Consider the following 16,437-nt stretch of genomic DNA (forward strand, 5'->3'; position numbering starts at 1 on the left):
GCCGCCGCCAACACCTTCCCCATATCCAGATAACTGGACGCCGGAGTCTCACCACCCAACGCATACGCCTCATCCGCGACCCGCACATGCACCGCGTCCCGATCCGGATCCGCGTACACCGCCACACTCCCGATCCCGGCATCCCGACAAGCACGGGCAACACGGACAGCGATTTCGCCACGGTTGGCGATGAGCACCTTGCGCACGATGGCTCCCTCCTTGAAACAAGCAGAGTTTAGGTACAGGCGACACTGCGCGCCGAGAAGCCTCCGGGAGTGAGCTTGACCACAGAGTGCGCGCATCGGGGCCCGTCAGAGGGACCACATCCCCCGATGCACCACGGTACGCCCCGGTTTCGTGCTGGCCGGAGGCCTTCCGGGTGTGGGCAAGGTCTCGCCCTGGTGCCCGGCTGGCCGAGGGGGATTCTTTGTGGGGAGTCTACTAACGGAGGGCGGAAACTTTGCCTTCTCGTCGTCCACGCCTGATGCTGCGGCGATCTTCGACTCGTGGGCGCGGCCGGCCGGTGCGGCCCCCTTGTCCGGGCGCCTTACCCGTTAGTAGCGTTCCGGAGATGGCATACCGCGGGTAACTGCTGTGGCCGGCGTGGCAGAGGCACGGAAGAGGTGACGTGAGTGGCGCGGAGAGCGGTGGCCGCCGTGGCGGCTGTGGTGCTGGTGATCGAGGCGGCCGTCATCGCGCTGCTGCACTGGATTCTGGGTCTGGTCGTGGACCACCAGGACATGTCGCTCGCCGACCTGGACCCGGGGGCGATGACCCTCGCCACCTGGGTCGCGGGCGGCCTCGTCGGGCTCTATCTGCTCGGCTGCGGGGTGGCGCTGTCGCGGATGGCCGTCCGCGACCTGCCGCCCGGCCGCTTCGCCCGCGTCCTGCTCATCACCTGCGCGGTCACCCACGGCCTGCTGGGCGCCTTCTCGGTGGGCCTGGTCGGCTGGGCCGCCTTCGCGTTCACGATGGTCGTGCTCGGGCTCATCGTCCTCAGCCTCTTCAACTACGACGGCGCGTACGAGGGTGAGGACCGTCCGGGGCCCGGGGGCGCGCCGGCGCCGCACGCGAGCGCGTAGCGCGCTCGCGCGCGGGTGCCGGGCGGTCTGGCGCCGGGCGGGGGCGTCAACGGGTCGGCGGCTGCCACAGGTCGGTGATGGCGGTGCCCAGGTCGGCCAGCAGGCGGCGCAGCAGCGGCAGCGAGAGCCCGATGACGTTGCCGGGGTCGCCGTCGATGCCGTCGACGAAGGGCGCCGAGCGGCCGTCGAGGGTGAACGCGCCGGCCACGTGCAGCGGTTCGCCGCTGGCCACGTACGCCGCGATCTCCGCGTCCGTCGGTTCGCCGAACCGGACGGTGGTGGCGGCCGTGGCGCTGGCGCGCGTACCGGTCGCGGTGTCGATGACGCAGTGGCCGGTCTGGAGGACGCCGGCGCGGCCCCGCATCGCCTTCCAGCGCGCGGTGGCCTCCTCGGCGTCCGCCGGCTTGCCGAGCGCCTGGCCGTCCAGCTCCAGCACCGAGTCACAGCCGACGACGAGAGCGTCCGCCGCCTCCGGGCGCTCCGCCACGGCCCGCGCCTTGGCCTCGGCCAGCAGCAGCGCCAGGCGGGCGGGTGTGTCGGCGCTGAGCGCGTCCTCGTCCACGCCGCTGACGATCACCTCGGGGGCCAGCCCCGCCTGCCGGAGCAGGCCGAGCCGGGCGGGGGACTGCGAGGCGAGGACGAGACGTCGGGGGCCGGTGTGGGCGGCGTGGTGGGCGTTCATGGGCACATCGTAGGAGGGCGGCCCCGCGACGCCGGACGGGCCCGCGCCCCACGCCACCGGTGCCGCCGCCCGGGCCGGTGCCGCGCCCCGCGCCCACCCGTGGCGCGTCCCGGGCGCCTCGCCGGGCGCCCGGTGGATGTCAGGCGCTCAGCGTGATGATCAGCATGAGGATGATCGCCGCGACCGCGAGGACCTTGCCCGCCCGGCGCACCATCGACTCCGTCACGCGGAGCTCGTCGGGCGGTTCATCGGGCGGGTCGGACCACAACATGCGGAACATGGTGCGCCGGAACGACGGTCGGCGCCTGAGTACGGGTACTCAGGCGCCGACGCGTGCCGTGCTGGTTTTCTGGCGGTTTACTCCCGGGCGGGGATCAGGCGGGCCAGTACGTGGTGCGCCACGCCTTCGGGCCGGGGTGGGGAAGCCGGCGTGCGGCGACGGTGCGGGCCGGGTCGGACCACTCCTGCGGCGTTCCCTCGCCGGGCGCGGCGGCTCCCAACGCCGCCGCGCGGGCACGGACCACCGCCAGGGCGGCGGCGAGCTCCTCGGGGGTCGGGTTGCCCCGGACTACCTTGATCACCATGTGAACGGCCCTCCTACAGCGGGATGTTGCCGTGCTTCTTCGGCGGCAGGGACTCGCGCTTGTTCCGCAGTGTGCGCAGGCCACGGACGATGTGACGGCGAGTCTCCGACGGCATGATCACAGCGTCCACATACCCCCGTTCGGCCGCGACATACGGGTTGAGCAAGGCGTCCTCGTAGTCGGCGATGAGTTCCCCGCGCAACTCCTCGGCGCGCTCGGGCGTCTCGGCCGCCGCGATGGCGCGCCGGTGGAGGATGTTGACGGCGCCCTGCGCGCCCATGACCGCGATCTGCGCCGTGGGCCAGGCCAGGTTGAGGTCGGCGCCCAGGTGCTTGGAGCCCATCACGTCGTACGCCCCGCCGAACGCCTTGCGGGTGATCACCGTGATCAGCGGAACGGTCGCCTCCGCGTACGCGTAGATCAGCTTGGCGCCACGGCGGATGATGCCGCTGTACTCCTGGTCCACGCCGGGCAGGAAGCCGGGCACGTCCACGAAGGTGAGCACCGGCACGTTGAACGCGTCGCAGGTGCGCACGAAGCGGGCGGCCTTCTCCGACGCGTCGATGTCCAGGCAGCCCGCGAGCTGGAGCGGCTGGTTGGCCACGATGCCCACCGGGTGACCCTCGACGCGGCCGAAGCCGGTGATGATGTTGGGCGCGAACAGCGCCTGCGTCTCCAGGAACTCGGCGTCGTCCAGGACGTGCTCGATGGCCTGGTGCATGTCGTAGGGCTGGTTGGCCGAGTCCGGGATCAGGACGTCCAGCTCCAGGTCCTCCGCGCTCACCTCCAGGTCGGCCGGCTCCGGGAAGGCGGGCGGCTCGGAGAGGTTGTTGGAGGGCAGGTAGGACAGCAGCGCCTTGACGTACTCGACGGCGTCCTTCTCGTCGCCCGCCATGTGGTGCGCCACGCCCGAGGTGGTGTTGTGCGTACGGGCGCCGCCCAGCTCCTCGAAGCCCACGTCCTCGCCGGTGACCGTCTTGATCACGTCGGGGCCGGTGATGAACATGTGCGAGGTCTGGTCGACCATCACGGTGAAGTCGGTGATGGCGGGGGAGTAGACCGCGCCGCCGGCGCACGGGCCGACGATCAGGCTGATCTGCGGGATGACGCCGGAGCCGTGCACGTTGCGGCGGAAGATCTCCGCGAACAGGCCGAGCGCCGCCACACCCTCCTGGATGCGCGCCCCGCCGCCGTCGTTGATGCCGATGATCGGACAGCCGTGCTTGAGCGCGAAGTCCATCACCTTGACGATCTTCTCGCCGTAGACCTCGCCCAGCGAGCCGCCGAAGATGGTGAAGTCCTGCGAGTACACGCACACCGGGCGGCCGTCCACGGTGCCGTACCCGGTCACCACGCCGTCGCCGTACGGCCGGTTCTTCTCGATGCCGAAGTTCGTCGAGCGGTGGCGGGCGAACTCGTCCAGCTCGACGAACGACCCCTCGTCCAGCAGCAGGTCGATCCGCTCGCGCGCGGTGAGCTTGCCCTTCGCGTGCTGCTTCTCCACCGCGCGGGCCGAGCCCGCGTGGGTGGCCTCCTGGACCCGGCGCTGGAAGTCCGCGAGCTTCCCCGCGGTGGTGTGGATGTCGTACTCCGGCTCGGACATCGGGATGCGGCTCCTGCTCGTCCTCGGGGGTGTGAGCCGCCCACGCTCCCTGCTCGTGCCGCGCGGGCCGCCTTGCTACCGACTCGTAGGGTATCGGCGCGCCCACGGCCCGGCGGTGCGGCGTTGGCCACACTCGGCGGGCCGGCATCGCTCCGCTTCGACCGGGTGTGACCTCCCCGGATCACGCGCCGCCGACTCCTAGGCTGGCCCGTATGACCTCACCCAACGCCCCCCAGCCCCCCCGCTTCTCCGGCGGCGAGCGCTGGTCCGACCTGGACCGGCCGCCGCTGAACGAGTCCGCGCTGCGCCGCGCCCTGGTGCGCCCCGGCGGGCTGTGGACCGCGCTCGACGTGCTGCCCCGCACCGGCTCCACCAACACCGACCTCGTCGCCCGCGCCGCGGCCGGCTCCGGCGAGGGGCAGATCCTGGTCGCCGAGGAGCAGACGGCCGGTCGTGGTCGGCTGGACCGGGGCTGGAGCGCGCCGCCGCGCTCCGGGCTCTTCTTCTCCGTCCTGCTCCAGCCCGGCCCGAGCGTCCCGGTCGAGCGGTGGGGCTGGCTGCCGCTGCTGGCCGGCGTCGCGACCGCCAGCGCGCTCTCCCGTACGGCGGGGGTGGACACGGCGCTCAAGTGGCCCAACGACCTGCTGGTGACGGTGCACGGCGAGGAGCGCAAGCTCGGCGGCATCCTCGCCGAGCGCACGGCGGCGCCCGCGCCCCGCGCCACGGACGCCGACCCGGGCGTCAGCTCCCGGACCGACGCGCACGGGGCGCACGTGGCCGGCGCGCACGCGGGCGGCGGCGCGGGCGTGGTGGTCGGCATCGGCCTCAACGTCTCGCTGCGGGCGGCCGAGCTGCCCGTGCCCGGCGCGGGCTCCCTGACCCTGGCCGGCGCCGGGGAGGTGGACCGCGACCCGCTGCTGCGGGCGGTGCTGCGGTCGCTGGAGGACTGGTACGGCCGGTGGCGGGACGCCGACGGCGACCCGACAGCCTGTCGGCTACAGGAGGCGTACGTGGCCGGCTGCGCCACGCTGGGCCGGCGGGTGCGGGCCGTGCTGCCGGGCGAGCGGGAGTGCGTCGGCGAGGCCGTGGCCGTCGACAGCCACGGCCGGCTGGTCATCGGGACCGAGGGCGGGGGGCAGGAAGCGGTCTCGGCCGGGGACATCGTCCACCTGCGTCCTGCTTCGACGGGAGAGTGAGCTACGGCACACCTGTCGTATCGTTGTGCTGGTCCGTCCGGCCGGCCCGCTGGGGGCGATCGGTGACAGGTGGTGCGTGCGGTGTCCGCGTGAGAGGAGTTCGCGCGGTGGTGCGCGGGGCGCCGCGCGCGAGGGCGGGCGGGGCGTCACGGGCGAGCGGAAGAACGGAAGGGCAGTGCGCAGGGACCGGACAGGGATTGGGGCCTTCTCGCCGAAGGCGACCACGCCGCGGACGGGGGAACGCCGGTGACCGTCGACGACTCGGGTGCCGGCGACACGGCCCCCCCACACCCTCCGCGCACCGCGGCCCGTGCCGCGCGGGCCACCCCGGACGCCGACGGGCCCCCGGTCGCGGAGCCCGAGGCCGAGGAGGGTGAGGCGCCTCCCTCGCCGACCGACCCCGGCGCCGGGCACGACCGGAACGCGGCGGCCGAGCGGGCCGCCGCCGTCGGGGACGACCCGATCGCGCTCAGGCTGGAGCAACTCATCCTGGGCGCCGAGCGGCGCTACACGCCCTTCCAGGCGGCGCGCAGCGCGGGCGTGTCGATGGAGCTGGCCTCCCGGTTCTGGCGGGCGATGGGCTTCGCGGACATCGGCCAGGCCAAGGCGCTGACCGAGGCGGACGTGCTGGCGCTGCGCCGGCTCGCGGGCCTGGTCGAGGCCGGGCTGTTGAGCGAGCCGATGGCGGTGCAGGTCGCGCGCTCGACGGGGCAGACCACGGCCCGGCTCGCCGACTGGCAGATCGACTCCTTCCTGGAGGGGCTCACCGAGCCGCAGGAACCGGGGATGACGCGCACCGAGATCGCGTACCCGCTGGTCGAGCTGTTGTTGCCGGAGCTGGAGGAGTTCATCGTCTACGTCTGGCGACGCCAGCTCGCGGCGGCCACCGGGCGCGTCGTGCAGGCCCAGGACGACGCGGAGATGGTCAACCGCCGGCTGGCCGTCGGCTTCGCGGACCTCGTCGGCTTCACCCGGCTGACCCGGCGCCTTGAGGAGGAGGAGCTGGGCGAGCTGGTCGAGGCGTTCGAGACCACGGCCGCCGACCTGGTGGCCGCGCACGGCGGCCGGCTCATCAAGACGCTGGGCGACGAGGTGCTGTACGCGGCGGACGACGCGGGTGTCGCCGCCGAGATCGGGTTGCGGCTCATCGAGACGATGTCGCACGACGAGACGATGCCGGCGCTGCGGGTGGGCCTGGCCTTCGGGGCGGTCACGACGCGGATGGGCGACGTCTTCGGTACGACGGTCAACCTCGCGAGCCGGCTGACATCGATAGCACCCAAGGACACCGTGCTGGTGGACGGCGCGCTCGCGGACGAGCTGGCCCGCACCGGTGACGCGCCGCGCTCCGAGGCCGAGGCGGCGGCGGCCCGCAAGGAGGGCGAGACCGTGAAGTACCGGTTCGCGCTCCAGCCCATGTGGCAGCGCGCCGTGCGCGGACTCGGCGTCGTGGAGCCCTGGCTGCTGACGCGCCGAAGCTGAGCGCGGACCCGCGTGGGTGCGGGCCCGCGCGGGGACCGGGGGCGGCCCCGGCGCCGTGTGCGGTGGGCTTCCCCCCCCGTGCCTTGTGTGGGGTGGGGCTTGTCCGCCGCGTGCCATGGGGGGCGCCGGTGTCGGGTGCGGGGGCTCTCCGGTGTCGTAGGTGGCGGGCCCGGGGATCGGGCCGGGCTGGGGCTGGGTCTGGTGCCGTGCGTGGCGGCCCCTCCCGGCGCCGTGCCCGGTGGGCTCCCCCCTGCCCCGTGCCGTGGGGCTCCGGTGTCGGGTGCGGGGGCTTTTCGGTGTGTGGCGGCTCGGGTGGGGCCCGGCCGGTCCCGGTGCCGGGCGTGGTGGTCTCCCCGGTGTCGGGTGTGTGTGGGGGGCTTCCCCCAGCCCTGTGCCGTGGGGGCTCTGGTGTCGGGTGCGGGGCTCCCCGGGTGTATGGGGGCTCGGGTGGGGCCCCGGCCGGTCCTGGTGCCGGGCGTGGTGGTCTCCCCCGGGGGGGAGGGCTCCCCGGTGTCATGCGTAACGGACTCTTTGGTGTCGTACGTGGCGGACTCCGGTGGCGTGGGCGGGTGGACTCGTGCCCAGGCCGGGGCCGGCCCTGGTGGCGTGTGCGGGGTTCCCGGTGTCGTAGGTGGGGGGGCCGGGGAGCGGGCTCAGGTGGGGGCCGGCCCTGGTGCCGTGATGGGGCGGATTCCCCGAGATCGGGCTCGGGCCGGGGCTGTGCGTGGCGGGCTCCCGGTGGCGTGGGCGGCGGCGGTGGGCTCGGTGCCGCGCGTGGCCGTGGCGGTGCGCCGCGCGGCCACCGGTCGCGGGCCGGATGCTGGCGTACGCGGTCTCGGGGCGTGCCGCCGGGGGCGCTCGGTGTACGGGGTGCCCGCGCGGGATGCGGTGCCGGGGCGGCGTCCGGGGGCGTCGTCGTACGGCGTGGGCCCGAGGGCGGCAGGTGCGCGGGTGTGGCGTGTGTCCGGGTACGTCACGTGCTCGGGGGGCGTGTGCCCGGGGGCGGAGCGCTCGGGTGGCGGCGTGTGCTCGTCGTGCGCCGCGCGGGAGTGCGCTGCCGGCCGACGCTGGGGCCCGCCTCCCGTAGCCCGTCCCCCCGTGGTCCGTCCCCCGCCCCCCTCGTAACTTCTGGCCCGAAACGCGTCGGCGTGGTCGTGGACGTACCTGTGGCGCGTGGTCGTGGGTGGTAGCGGGGGTGCGGGTGGGGCTGCGATGATCCGATGGCAGGTTCACGATCGTTAACCGGGAGGGTGGCGTCATGGCGGAGCAGCGGTTCGGGGAGTGGGTGGCCGTGCGGCGGGACGGCTTCGTGGCCGAGCTGGTGCTCGACCGACCGAAGGCCATGAACGCGGTGTCCACGGAGATGGCCCGCTCCATCGCCGCCGCGTGCGCCGCGCTCGGCGAAGACCGGGACGTACGGGCCGTGGTGCTGAGCTCGACGCACGAGCGGGCGTTCTGCGTGGGCGCCGACCTCAAGGAGCGCAACTCCTTCACCGACGCCGACCTGGGCCGGCAGCGGCCTGTCGCGCGCGCCGCGTACACCGGCGTGCTGGAGCTGCCGGTGCCGGCCGTGGCCGCGGTGCACGGCTACGCGTTGGGCGGCGGGTTCGAGCTGGCCCTGTCGTGCGATGTGATCGTGGCCGACAGTACGGCCGTGGTGGCGCTGCCCGAGGTGTCGGTGGGCGTGATCCCCGGTGGCGGGGGTACTCAGTTGCTGCCGCGCCGGGTGGGCGCGGCGCGCGCCGCCGAGCTGGTGTTCTCCGCGCGCCGGGTCGCCGCCCCGGAGGCGCGCGAGCTGGGCCTGGTCGACGAGCTCGTGGACGCGGGCCAGGCGCGGACCGCGGCCCTGGAGCTGGCCGGCCGGATCGCGGCCCACTCGCCGGTGGGGCTGCGGGCCGCCAAGCGCGCGCTGCGCCTCGGCCAGGGCCTGGACCTGCGGGCCGGGCTGGAGGTCGAGGACGCGGCGTGGCGGTCGGTGGCCTTCTCCGGTGACCGGGCGGAGGGCGTGGCGGCGTTCAACGAGAAGCGGGCGCCGCGGTGGCCGGGTGAGTGAGCGGGGCGACGGTCACGGGGCGTGGCGAGGGGCCCGGTCGGTGTGGATGAGGGAGGACATGGGCGAGCGGCGTTGACCGTCCCAGCGCCGTGACCCACACTCCGGGGGCGGGAGAGTGCCGCACGTGCGAGCCTCTACCCGTTCCTAAACCTCCCTCAAGCGAGATGTGCCGAACATTCTTACGCTGAGGTGTAGGCATGTACGGACAGTGAGGGAATGCGAGGCGTGCGTGACGGACCGGGGCGATGCGCGGCTGACTGCCGTGGTGGGGCTTGCGCAGGCGATGGCCGCCGCGCACACGGCACGGGAGTCGCTGCGGGCCGCCGCGCTGAGTGCCCTGACGGCGCTGGAGGGCTCGTTCGCGGCGATCTGCGTGTGGGAACGCGAGCTGGGGCGGCTGCGGGTGCTGGTCAACGTGGGGGAGCTGGCGCCGGGGGAGGAGCCGTTCCCGGCGGACGAGGCGTACCCGGTGCACGACTTCCCGGAGATCGCCGAGTTCCTGCACGAGCGCTGGATCAACGGCGGCGAGCCGCGCGCCTGGGTGGAGACCGTGGCGGGCGACGCGACCCGGGGCGACGGTGGCCCCGGTGACGCCGGCCGGGGCGGGTCGCGGACGGGCCGGGTCGCGGCGTTGCGGCAGCGCGGCCGGGGCTGCTGTGTGGTGGCGCCGATCGTGCTGCGCGGGCGGGCGTGGGGCGAGCTGTACGTGGCGCGGCCGGTGGGGCGGCCGGCGTTCGGCCGGGCCGACGCGGACTTCGCCACGGTGCTGGCGTCGGTCACCGCCGCCGGGATCGCGCAGAGCGAGCGGCTTGAGGAGGCGCACCGGCTGGCCTTCACCGACCCGCTGACCGGGCTGGCCAACCGGCGCGCTGTCGACATGCGGCTGGACGAGGCGCTGGAGGCGCACGTGCGGCAGGGCGCGGTGGTGAGCCTGGTGGTGTGCGACCTCAACGGGCTCAAGCGGGTCAACGACTCGCTGGGTCACGAGACGGGCGATCGGCTGCTGGAACGATTCGGCTCGGTGTTGTCGGTGTGCGGCGCGATGCTGCCGGGGGCGCTGGCGGCGCGGCTGGGCGGCGATGAGTTCTGCCTGCTCGCGGTCGGCCCGCCGGCGCGGGAGGTGGTGGCGGTCGCCGAGGAGCTGTGCCGCCGGGCCAGCGCGTTGGAGCTCGGCGAGGGGGTGGCCTGCGGTGTGGCCTCCACCGGCGACCCGATCGGCCCGGTGCGTTCGGCGCGGCGGCTGTTCCGGCTGGCCGACGCGGCGCAGTACCGCGCCAAGGCCGCTCACGCGGACGGCCCGGTGGTCGCCGGGCGTGACGGCGGCACGGAGGACCCCGTGGTCCGGCTCGCCGACGCCCCGGCCCCCACCGCCGACCGCCGCCGCATCCGGGGCCGCGGCCGGGGCAACGGCACCCCGCGCGGTGCCGCGCCCGGCGGTGGCGTACCCGGTGAGGGCCTGTCGGGCGGCGGCGTCTCGGGCGGTGGCGGCGTGGCGGGCGGTCGCGGACGCCGGTGACGCGGACCGCGTGCGGTGGGGCCGGCTTACCGGGTGGGACGGGCCCGGGTGGGGTCGCTGAGGGTGGGTGGCCGGGTGGCCGGGTGGGTGTGGGTGGCTGGGTGGCGGGCGTGTGGGGTGAGGGGTCGGCCGGAGGTGGGTTGGTGTGGGTGGTGACGAGTGGTGGCGGCCTTGGTGCGGGGGGCGCTGTCCGGTGTGGCTCGATGGCGGCGTAGGGGTGGTGATGGTGGGCCTGCCTCGCGCGGGGCGGGTGTCCGTGTCGGGTGTTCGCTCGCGGTGGGCGTGACCGGGCCGCGCCGGGGTTGTTCGGGCGAGGTGGGTGCGCGGACGAGGGGCGTACGCGGGGCGGGTTGGTGTGTGTTGGTGAGGGCGGGCGTCGGCCTCGGGGGTGAGGCCGACGCCCGGGTGGGGTGTCAGCGGCGTTGGGCCCAGACGACCAGCAGGGTGACGAGTGCGGAGCCCGCCGTGCTCGCGGCGCCGGCCAGGGCCTGGAGGGCGAGGCGGCGGGTCAACCGCCGCCAGCGGGCTGGGGGTTCGGGTGGCGGGTTCTCCTCGCCGTCGGCCTGGGGGGCGTGGGGCGGGCGGGTGGTGGTGATGACTCCTCCTCGGGTTGAACGCCGGTGACGTGACCAACCCTGTTCGGTCGGAGGGGAGTTGCGGCAAGCGGTCACCGGGGGTGCGGGGGGAATCGGCGACGTCGCCCGGCGTCCGGCGCCGGGCCGCCCGGGGTGTCGCGCCAGTTGGCAACGGGGGCCGTGGGGGACGTAGCCGGGATACGCCCACGGGCGCCGGCGGCGGGTGCCGTGGAGGCGTGACCGGGGGAGCGCCTCGACGCGCGGCCGTGGGGGACGTAGCCGGGGATACGCCTCCTCGGTGTGGGCGTCGCCGTCCGGCGCCGGGCGGCATGTGGCCGCCCGCCCCGCCCGGCGTCGCGCGAGACGGGGCCGGTCCGGGTGTCGTCCGGGGTGTGGCGGTCGTGGTGGCGCGTTGGCGGAGGGCGTGGTGGGTGGTGCCGGGGGTGTGGCGGTCGCCCGTGGGGCGTTGGTCGAGGTCGTGGTGGGGGCTGTCGGGGCGGGGTGGGTGCCGGTGGCGGGGGCGGTGGGTGTCGCCGATGCGACTGGCAACAGGTGGAACGCCGTCGCGGGGCCATCGAGCCGCGATAGTGGGGGAGTTGGCGGTCGCCCCCGTCGACGGAGCGGCGGGACGGATGAGCGAGCCCGCGACCGAGGAGTCAAGGGGCAGGCGTGGCAGGCGAGAGCACGGCAGGGGCACTGGCCCCGCTGAACACCGGACTGGCCGAGGACAAGAAGGCCCTGGCGGAGACGCTGCGCGAGTTGTTCGCGAGCATGGACATCAGTATTCGGCGCTACGCGATGCGCCGGCACCTCGACAAGGGCACGGTCTCCCGCTACCTCAACGGGAACCGGACCCCGCCCTGGTCGTTCATCGCGGACCTGATGGCCGACCTCGCGGAGGTGGGCAAGCCGGTCACCGACGAGGTCGAGCGGCTGTTGCGGGAGTTGCACGGCAGGTCCCGGCGGGCGGGTTCGGCCGCCTCCGAGGTCCAGCGGCTCCAGGACCGGCTGGCCGTGGCCGACGAGGAGGCCAGCCAGGGCAAGGCGCTGGCCAGCGCGCTGACCGAGGTGCTGCGGGACCGGCAGCGGCGGCTCGCGGAGTTGCAGAGCCGGATCAACCGGCTGGATCGCGAGCGCGCGGAGGACCGGCACGCGTACGGCCAGGCCCTGATCGCCTGGCGCGGCACCTACCAGGAGCTGCGGGAGGAACGCGACCGGCTGCTGCGCGAGGTGAGCGACCTCCAGGGCGCGCTGGCCGCGGCCAAGCAGGAGGTGTTCGCGGCCGAGGAGCACTGCGCCGAACTGGAGGGGCAGCTCGCGGACGCCGAGAAGCGGGCCGGGGAGGCCGGGGAGCGGCTGGGCCTGCTGGAGATCCTGGAGACGACGGACCGTACGGCCTCGGTGCCGCAACTGGTGGACCTGGTGACCCACCTGAGTGTGCCGGGGCGTACGGCGATGGCCACCGAACTGGTGAAGTCGGCGGGCCAGTCGCGCCCGGTGGAGGAGGCCGCCACGCTCATCGAGGCGCTGTACGGGGCGGGGCACCACCGGCAGGCGGCGGCGGCCCTGCCCGCGCTGGTGCTGGTGCGGCCGGCGGCCGACGCCGCCGTGTTCATCGGGCACTTCACGCGGGAGGGCCTGGACGCGGCCACGGCCGCCGTCATGCGGACCTCCCTGGAGATCCACTCGGTGCCCGACATCGCGGACGTGGCGCTGCGCCTGGCGCGTTCGGGTCAGGCGGAGAGCGCGCGCGTGTATCTGGGGGCCGCGACCACCGTGAAGCCCGTCGAGGACGTGGTGGACCTGGTCCTGCTGCTGAACGGGGCGGACGCCCCGCAGGTGGCCGGGACCGCCCTGGAGGTGTGCGCGCGGGAGCGGCCCATCCAGGAGGTGGCCGAGCTGTGCCGGCTGTTGGCCCTGGAGGAGGGGCACGGCGCGGCGGTGTGGCTGGAGCGGGCGGTGGCCGAGTCGCGGCCCGCGCGCGACGTGGTGGACCTGGCCGTCATGGTCTCCCGGCTCACGGGACCGGGCGCGGACTGGCTGCTGTGGCACAGCGTCACCCACCGGCGGCACGAGCGCACCCACCTGGTCGCGCTGGTCACGGCGCTGCACACGGCCAGCCTCCAGGAGGGCGCCACCCGGCTGCTCTCACACGCGGTGGGCGACTGGAGCGTGGCGGAGGTGGGGCGGCTGGTCGGCGCGCTGTACGCCGCCGGGCACTGGCAGCACGCGGTCGGCGTGCTGACCGAGGCGCTGCGCGGGTACGCCGTGCCCGAGGCGGCCTCGCTGGTCGCCGTGGTGGACGAGGCGATGGACGGCGGGGCCTGGACGGTGCTCGCGGACGCCTGCGTGGTCCAGCCGCCGGAGGAGCTGGCGGTGTTGATCGCCCAGCTCGGCGCGTGCGGGGCGGGCGAGCACGCGAGCCGGGTCTTCTGGAAGGGCCTGCGCGGCCACGCCGCCGGCCACGCCGTGCAACTGGTGCACAGCATGCGCTACGGCGACAGCGACCTACTCGGCCCCGCCGCGCTGCGCTCCTACGCGCACCGCGTCCCCGCCGCCGACGTCGTGGAGCTGGCCTGCGCGCTGGAGGGCGCGCGGCGGCGCGCGGACGCCCGCGCGATGCTGGCCCAGGCCGGCGGCGGCAACCGGTCCCGGTTCCTGAGCATGCTGTACCACCTCGCGGGGCGCGACGCGCGGCTCGCGGAGATGCTCGTCCACGACGTGGCGCTGGCCGCGCCGGTGCCGGAGCGGGTGGAGCTGGTGCTGGCGCTGGCGGCCTCCCCGGCCGAGACCGCCGCGTACGAACGGTGCTTCCTGGAGGCGCTGCGGCGGGGGGACGCCGAGGAGCTGGCCGAGTTCACCCGGCTGCGCAAGGCCGCCCGCAAGGAGCGGAAGAAGGTGCTGGACAAGGCCGCCCGGGACGGTATCCGGCGGGAGCGCAAGCAGCGGCGGCGGGAGTTCGTGCGGACGATACCCGGGATCGCGAGGCGCGAGCCCGACCAACGGGCGGAGGCGGAAGCCGTACCGAGCGGATGGTGACAGCCTGCGATTCAGTCTCTAGGGTGCCTGAATATGGATATGCACTCTGTGGTGGTGGGGACGTCCGGTACGACCGCCGAGGACGTGATCGCTGTGGCGCGCGGGTTGGCGCGCGTCGAGCTGTCGCCGCAGTCCCTGGCCAGCGTCGCCGCCGCGCGCCAGGTCATCGACGATCTGGCGGCCAAGCCCGAACCCGTCTACGGGGTCTCCACGGGCTTCGGGGCGCTGGCCGTCCGGCACATCAGCCCCGAGCTGCGCGCCCAGCTCCAGCGCAACATCGTGCGGTCGCACGCGGCAGGCATGGGGCAGCGGGTGGAGCGCGAGGTGGTCCGCGCGCTGATGTTCCTGCGTCTGAAGACGCTCGCCTCCGGGCACACCGGGGTCCGCCCGGTCGTGGTCGAGACGATGGCCGCGGTGCTCAACGCCGGGATCACCCCCCTCGTGCACGAGTACGGCTCGCTCGGCTGCTCCGGTGACCTCGCCCCGCTCTCCCACTGCGCGCTCACGCTGCTGGGCGAGGGCGAGGCGGAGGGCCCCGACGGTGTGGTGCGGCCCGCCGGAGCGCTCCTGGCCGAGCACGGCATCGAGCCCCTGGAGCTGCGCGAGAAGGAGGGCCTGGCGCTGCTCAACGGCACCGACGGCATGCTCGGCATGCTCGTCATGGCCTGCGCCGACCTGGCCCGCCTGGTCACCTCGGCCGACGTCACGGCGGCCCTGTCGCTGGAGGCGCTGCTGGGCACGGACGGCGTGCTCGCCCCCGAACTGCACGCCATCCGACCGCACCCCGGGCAGGCGCTGAGCGCCGACAACATGCTGCGGGTGCTGGCCGGCTCCGGGCTGACGGGACATCACCAGGACGACGCGCCCCGGGTGCAGGACGCGTACTCGATCCGCTGCGCGCCGCAGGTCGCCGGCGCCAGCCGGGACACCCTGGCGCACGCGCGCCTGGTGGCCGAGCGCGAGCTGGCGGCGGCGGTGGACAACCCGGTGGTGGTGCGCGACGCCGACGGCACCGGCCGGGTCGAGTCCAACGGCAACTTCCATGGCGCGCCCGTCGGCTACGTGCTGGACTTCCTGGCCATCGCCGTGGCCGACCTGGGCTCCATCGCCGAGCGGCGCACCGACCGGCTCCTGGACAAGAACCGCTCGCACGGCCTGCCGCCCTTCCTCGCCGACGACGCGGGCGTGGACTCGGGCCTGATGATCGCCCAGTACACGCAGGCCGCGCTGGTCAGCGAGCTCAAGCGGCTGGCGGTACCGGCGTCGGTGGACTCCATCCCGTCCTCCGCGATGCAGGAGGACCACGTGTCCATGGGCTGGTCGGCCGCGCGCAAGCTGCGTACCGCGCTGGACAACCTGACCCGGATCATCGCGGTCGAGCTGGTGGCGGCCACCCGCGCCGTCGAGTTGCGTACGGGCATGACGCCGGCGCCGGCCACCCGGGCCGTGCTCGCGGCGGTGCGCGCGGCGGGCGTCGAGGGCCCCGGGGCGGACCGTTTCCTCGCTCCCGACCTGGCGGCGGCCGAGGCGTTCGTCCGCTCGGGCGGGCTCGTGGCGGCCGTGGAGCCGGTGACGGGCCGACTCGCCTGAGCGAGCCGGGCGGCGCGGCGGGCGGCGGTCCCCGACGGGGCGGGCGCCCGCCGTCGCCCGGTGTCCGGGGCGGTCCGGCCCGCTCGGCCGGCGCCCGGGTCGCTCAGAGGGGGCGGGAGCGGCGCAGCGAGACGGCGACCATCGTCGCGCCGAGGCCCAGGAAGCCGGCGCCGCCCACCACGTACGGAGTGGTGTCCACGCCGCCGGAGTCGGCCAGCCGCACCTCCTGCGCGGGGGCGCGCGGGCCCGGGACGGAGGCGGACCGCGCGGGGGACTGCCGGATGGCGGGCTCGTCCCCGGAGGCGTTGGCGGAGGGCACGAACCACAGAGCACACAGCAACGCGCCCGCGGCAGCGGCGGTCAGCAGTGGTCGGCGTGCGGCGCTCACGGTCAGAGATCCCCCTTGTACTGGCGGCCAATTGGCCCTGTATCGGCCGATGGTAGTGACCGCTGCGGGTCGCGCGGAAGGCCGGGCGCGGGCCGCTTACGCTCCGGAACATGAGCACTCCGGAAACATCCACGTTCGTACGGCTTCGCGTGGAGCTCGTACTCGACATCACCGACACCGAACAACTGGCCGTCGCCGCCCGGGAGCAGATCGACGGCGACGCGTTCATGCCCGAGGAGGAGCGCGAGCACGCGCGCCTCGCCGTCCGCGACGACAGCGCCGAGGCGCTGGCCTACCTCATCGACCCCAACGACCTGGTCAAGGAGGTGCCGGGGCTCGAACTCGCCCAGGCGTCCTGGAGCAGCGAGCCCGTCGACTACGACCCGGACGCGGAGGTGTGGGGCCTGGACGACGACGAGGACCCGCTGGACGACGACGTGCTGGGCCACGGGGGCGCGGGCGACGTGGCGGGGGCGCTCGACGAGGACCGCGCGGCAGCTCACGACGTGGGTCTCGGCGGGCGTATCGACCCGGCCGCCGACGACCCCGACGCCACCTACGACCCGGCCGGCGGCTGGGCCGGCGGCGGCTACCGCCAGACGTGAGGCGCGGCACGGGCGGGGGGCGGGGTCGGGCCACCGGGCGAC

At 75.0% G+C, this 16,437-nt stretch carries 14 protein-coding genes; 8 read left to right on the forward strand and 6 right to left on the reverse strand.

Going from position 1 to position 16,437, the window contains the following annotated elements; genetic code table 11:
• Positions 1-206, reverse strand: a 206-nt coding sequence (locus tag ACFVFR_RS23710; protein WP_383704922.1) for a biotin carboxylase N-terminal domain-containing protein, incomplete at its 3' end; no start/stop codon positions are given.
• A 426-nt stretch (positions 207-632) separates the two neighbouring features.
• Between ACFVFR_RS23710 and ACFVFR_RS23715 the strand changes: the two genes are divergently transcribed.
• On the forward strand, positions 633-1,082 hold the full coding sequence (locus ACFVFR_RS23715; protein ID WP_383704924.1) for a hypothetical protein: 450 nt from the start codon (positions 633-635) through the stop codon (positions 1,080-1,082).
• 46 nt (positions 1,083-1,128) lie between these two features.
• Here ACFVFR_RS23715 and ACFVFR_RS23720 read toward each other — a convergent pair whose 3' ends face one another.
• The 4 genes from ACFVFR_RS23720 to ACFVFR_RS23735 all read right to left on the reverse strand — a co-directional run bounded on the left by ACFVFR_RS23720 (position 1,129) and on the right by ACFVFR_RS23735 (position 3,951).
• Entirely contained in the window at positions 1,129-1,764 is a 636-nt protein-coding gene (locus ACFVFR_RS23720; RefSeq protein ID WP_383704926.1) for a Maf family protein, read from the reverse strand.
• Between the two features lie 139 nt (positions 1,765-1,903).
• The gene (mmpB, locus tag ACFVFR_RS23725; RefSeq protein WP_383704928.1) at positions 1,904-2,035 is read right to left on the reverse strand and encodes a morphogenic membrane protein MmpB; all 132 of its coding nucleotides are present in this window, start codon (positions 2,033-2,035) and stop codon (positions 1,904-1,906) included.
• Between the two features lie 103 nt (positions 2,036-2,138).
• The gene (locus ACFVFR_RS23730; RefSeq protein ID WP_383704930.1) at positions 2,139-2,348 is read right to left on the reverse strand and encodes an acyl-CoA carboxylase subunit epsilon; all 210 of its coding nucleotides are present in this window, start codon (positions 2,346-2,348) and stop codon (positions 2,139-2,141) included.
• A 13-nt stretch (positions 2,349-2,361) separates the two neighbouring features.
• Complete coding sequence (locus ACFVFR_RS23735) at positions 2,362-3,951, reverse strand: acyl-CoA carboxylase subunit beta (protein WP_383704932.1); 1,590 nt, start codon at positions 3,949-3,951, stop codon at positions 2,362-2,364.
• Between the two features lie 212 nt (positions 3,952-4,163).
• On the opposite strand from ACFVFR_RS23735, the gene ACFVFR_RS23740 reads away from it, so the two are divergent.
• From ACFVFR_RS23740 to hutH, 6 genes are all read left to right on the forward strand, one after another.
• Positions 4,164-5,147, forward strand: a complete 984-nt coding sequence (locus ACFVFR_RS23740; protein WP_383704934.1) for a biotin--[acetyl-CoA-carboxylase] ligase — start codon at positions 4,164-4,166, stop codon at positions 5,145-5,147.
• A gap of 246 nt (positions 5,148-5,393) precedes the next feature.
• Complete coding sequence (locus tag ACFVFR_RS23745; RefSeq protein ID WP_383704936.1) at positions 5,394-6,629, forward strand: adenylate/guanylate cyclase domain-containing protein; 1,236 nt, start codon at positions 5,394-5,396, stop codon at positions 6,627-6,629.
• Positions 6,630-7,887: 1,258 nt separating this feature from the next.
• Positions 7,888-8,682 (forward strand): enoyl-CoA hydratase/isomerase family protein, encoded by a 795-nt coding sequence (locus ACFVFR_RS23750; protein WP_383704938.1) that lies wholly within the window; start codon positions 7,888-7,890, stop codon positions 8,680-8,682.
• A gap of 283 nt (positions 8,683-8,965) precedes the next feature.
• The gene (locus tag ACFVFR_RS23755) at positions 8,966-10,198 is read left to right on the forward strand and encodes a diguanylate cyclase domain-containing protein (RefSeq protein WP_383705086.1); all 1,233 of its coding nucleotides are present in this window, start codon (positions 8,966-8,968) and stop codon (positions 10,196-10,198) included.
• A 1,244-nt stretch (positions 10,199-11,442) separates the two neighbouring features.
• Entirely contained in the window at positions 11,443-13,812 is a 2,370-nt protein-coding gene (locus ACFVFR_RS23760) for a hypothetical protein (protein ID WP_383704941.1), read from the forward strand.
• Positions 13,813-13,851: 39 nt separating this feature from the next.
• Complete coding sequence (gene hutH / locus ACFVFR_RS23765; protein WP_383705088.1) at positions 13,852-15,402, forward strand: histidine ammonia-lyase; 1,551 nt, start codon at positions 13,852-13,854, stop codon at positions 15,400-15,402.
• A gap of 103 nt (positions 15,403-15,505) precedes the next feature.
• On the opposite strand, the gene ACFVFR_RS23770 is transcribed toward hutH, so the two are convergent.
• On the reverse strand, positions 15,506-15,790 hold the full coding sequence (locus tag ACFVFR_RS23770) for a hypothetical protein (RefSeq protein ID WP_383704943.1): 285 nt from the start codon (positions 15,788-15,790) through the stop codon (positions 15,506-15,508).
• Between the two features lie 110 nt (positions 15,791-15,900).
• On the opposite strand from ACFVFR_RS23770, the gene ACFVFR_RS23775 reads away from it, so the two are divergent.
• On the forward strand, positions 15,901-16,395 hold the full coding sequence (locus ACFVFR_RS23775) for a hypothetical protein (protein ID WP_383704946.1): 495 nt from the start codon (positions 15,901-15,903) through the stop codon (positions 16,393-16,395).
• Positions 16,396-16,437 lie beyond the last annotated feature (42 nt).

The sequence above is a fragment of the Streptomyces sp. NPDC057702 genome, from assembly GCF_042799315.1.
Taxonomy (GTDB): Bacteria; Actinomycetota; Actinomycetes; order Streptomycetales; family Streptomycetaceae; genus Streptomyces.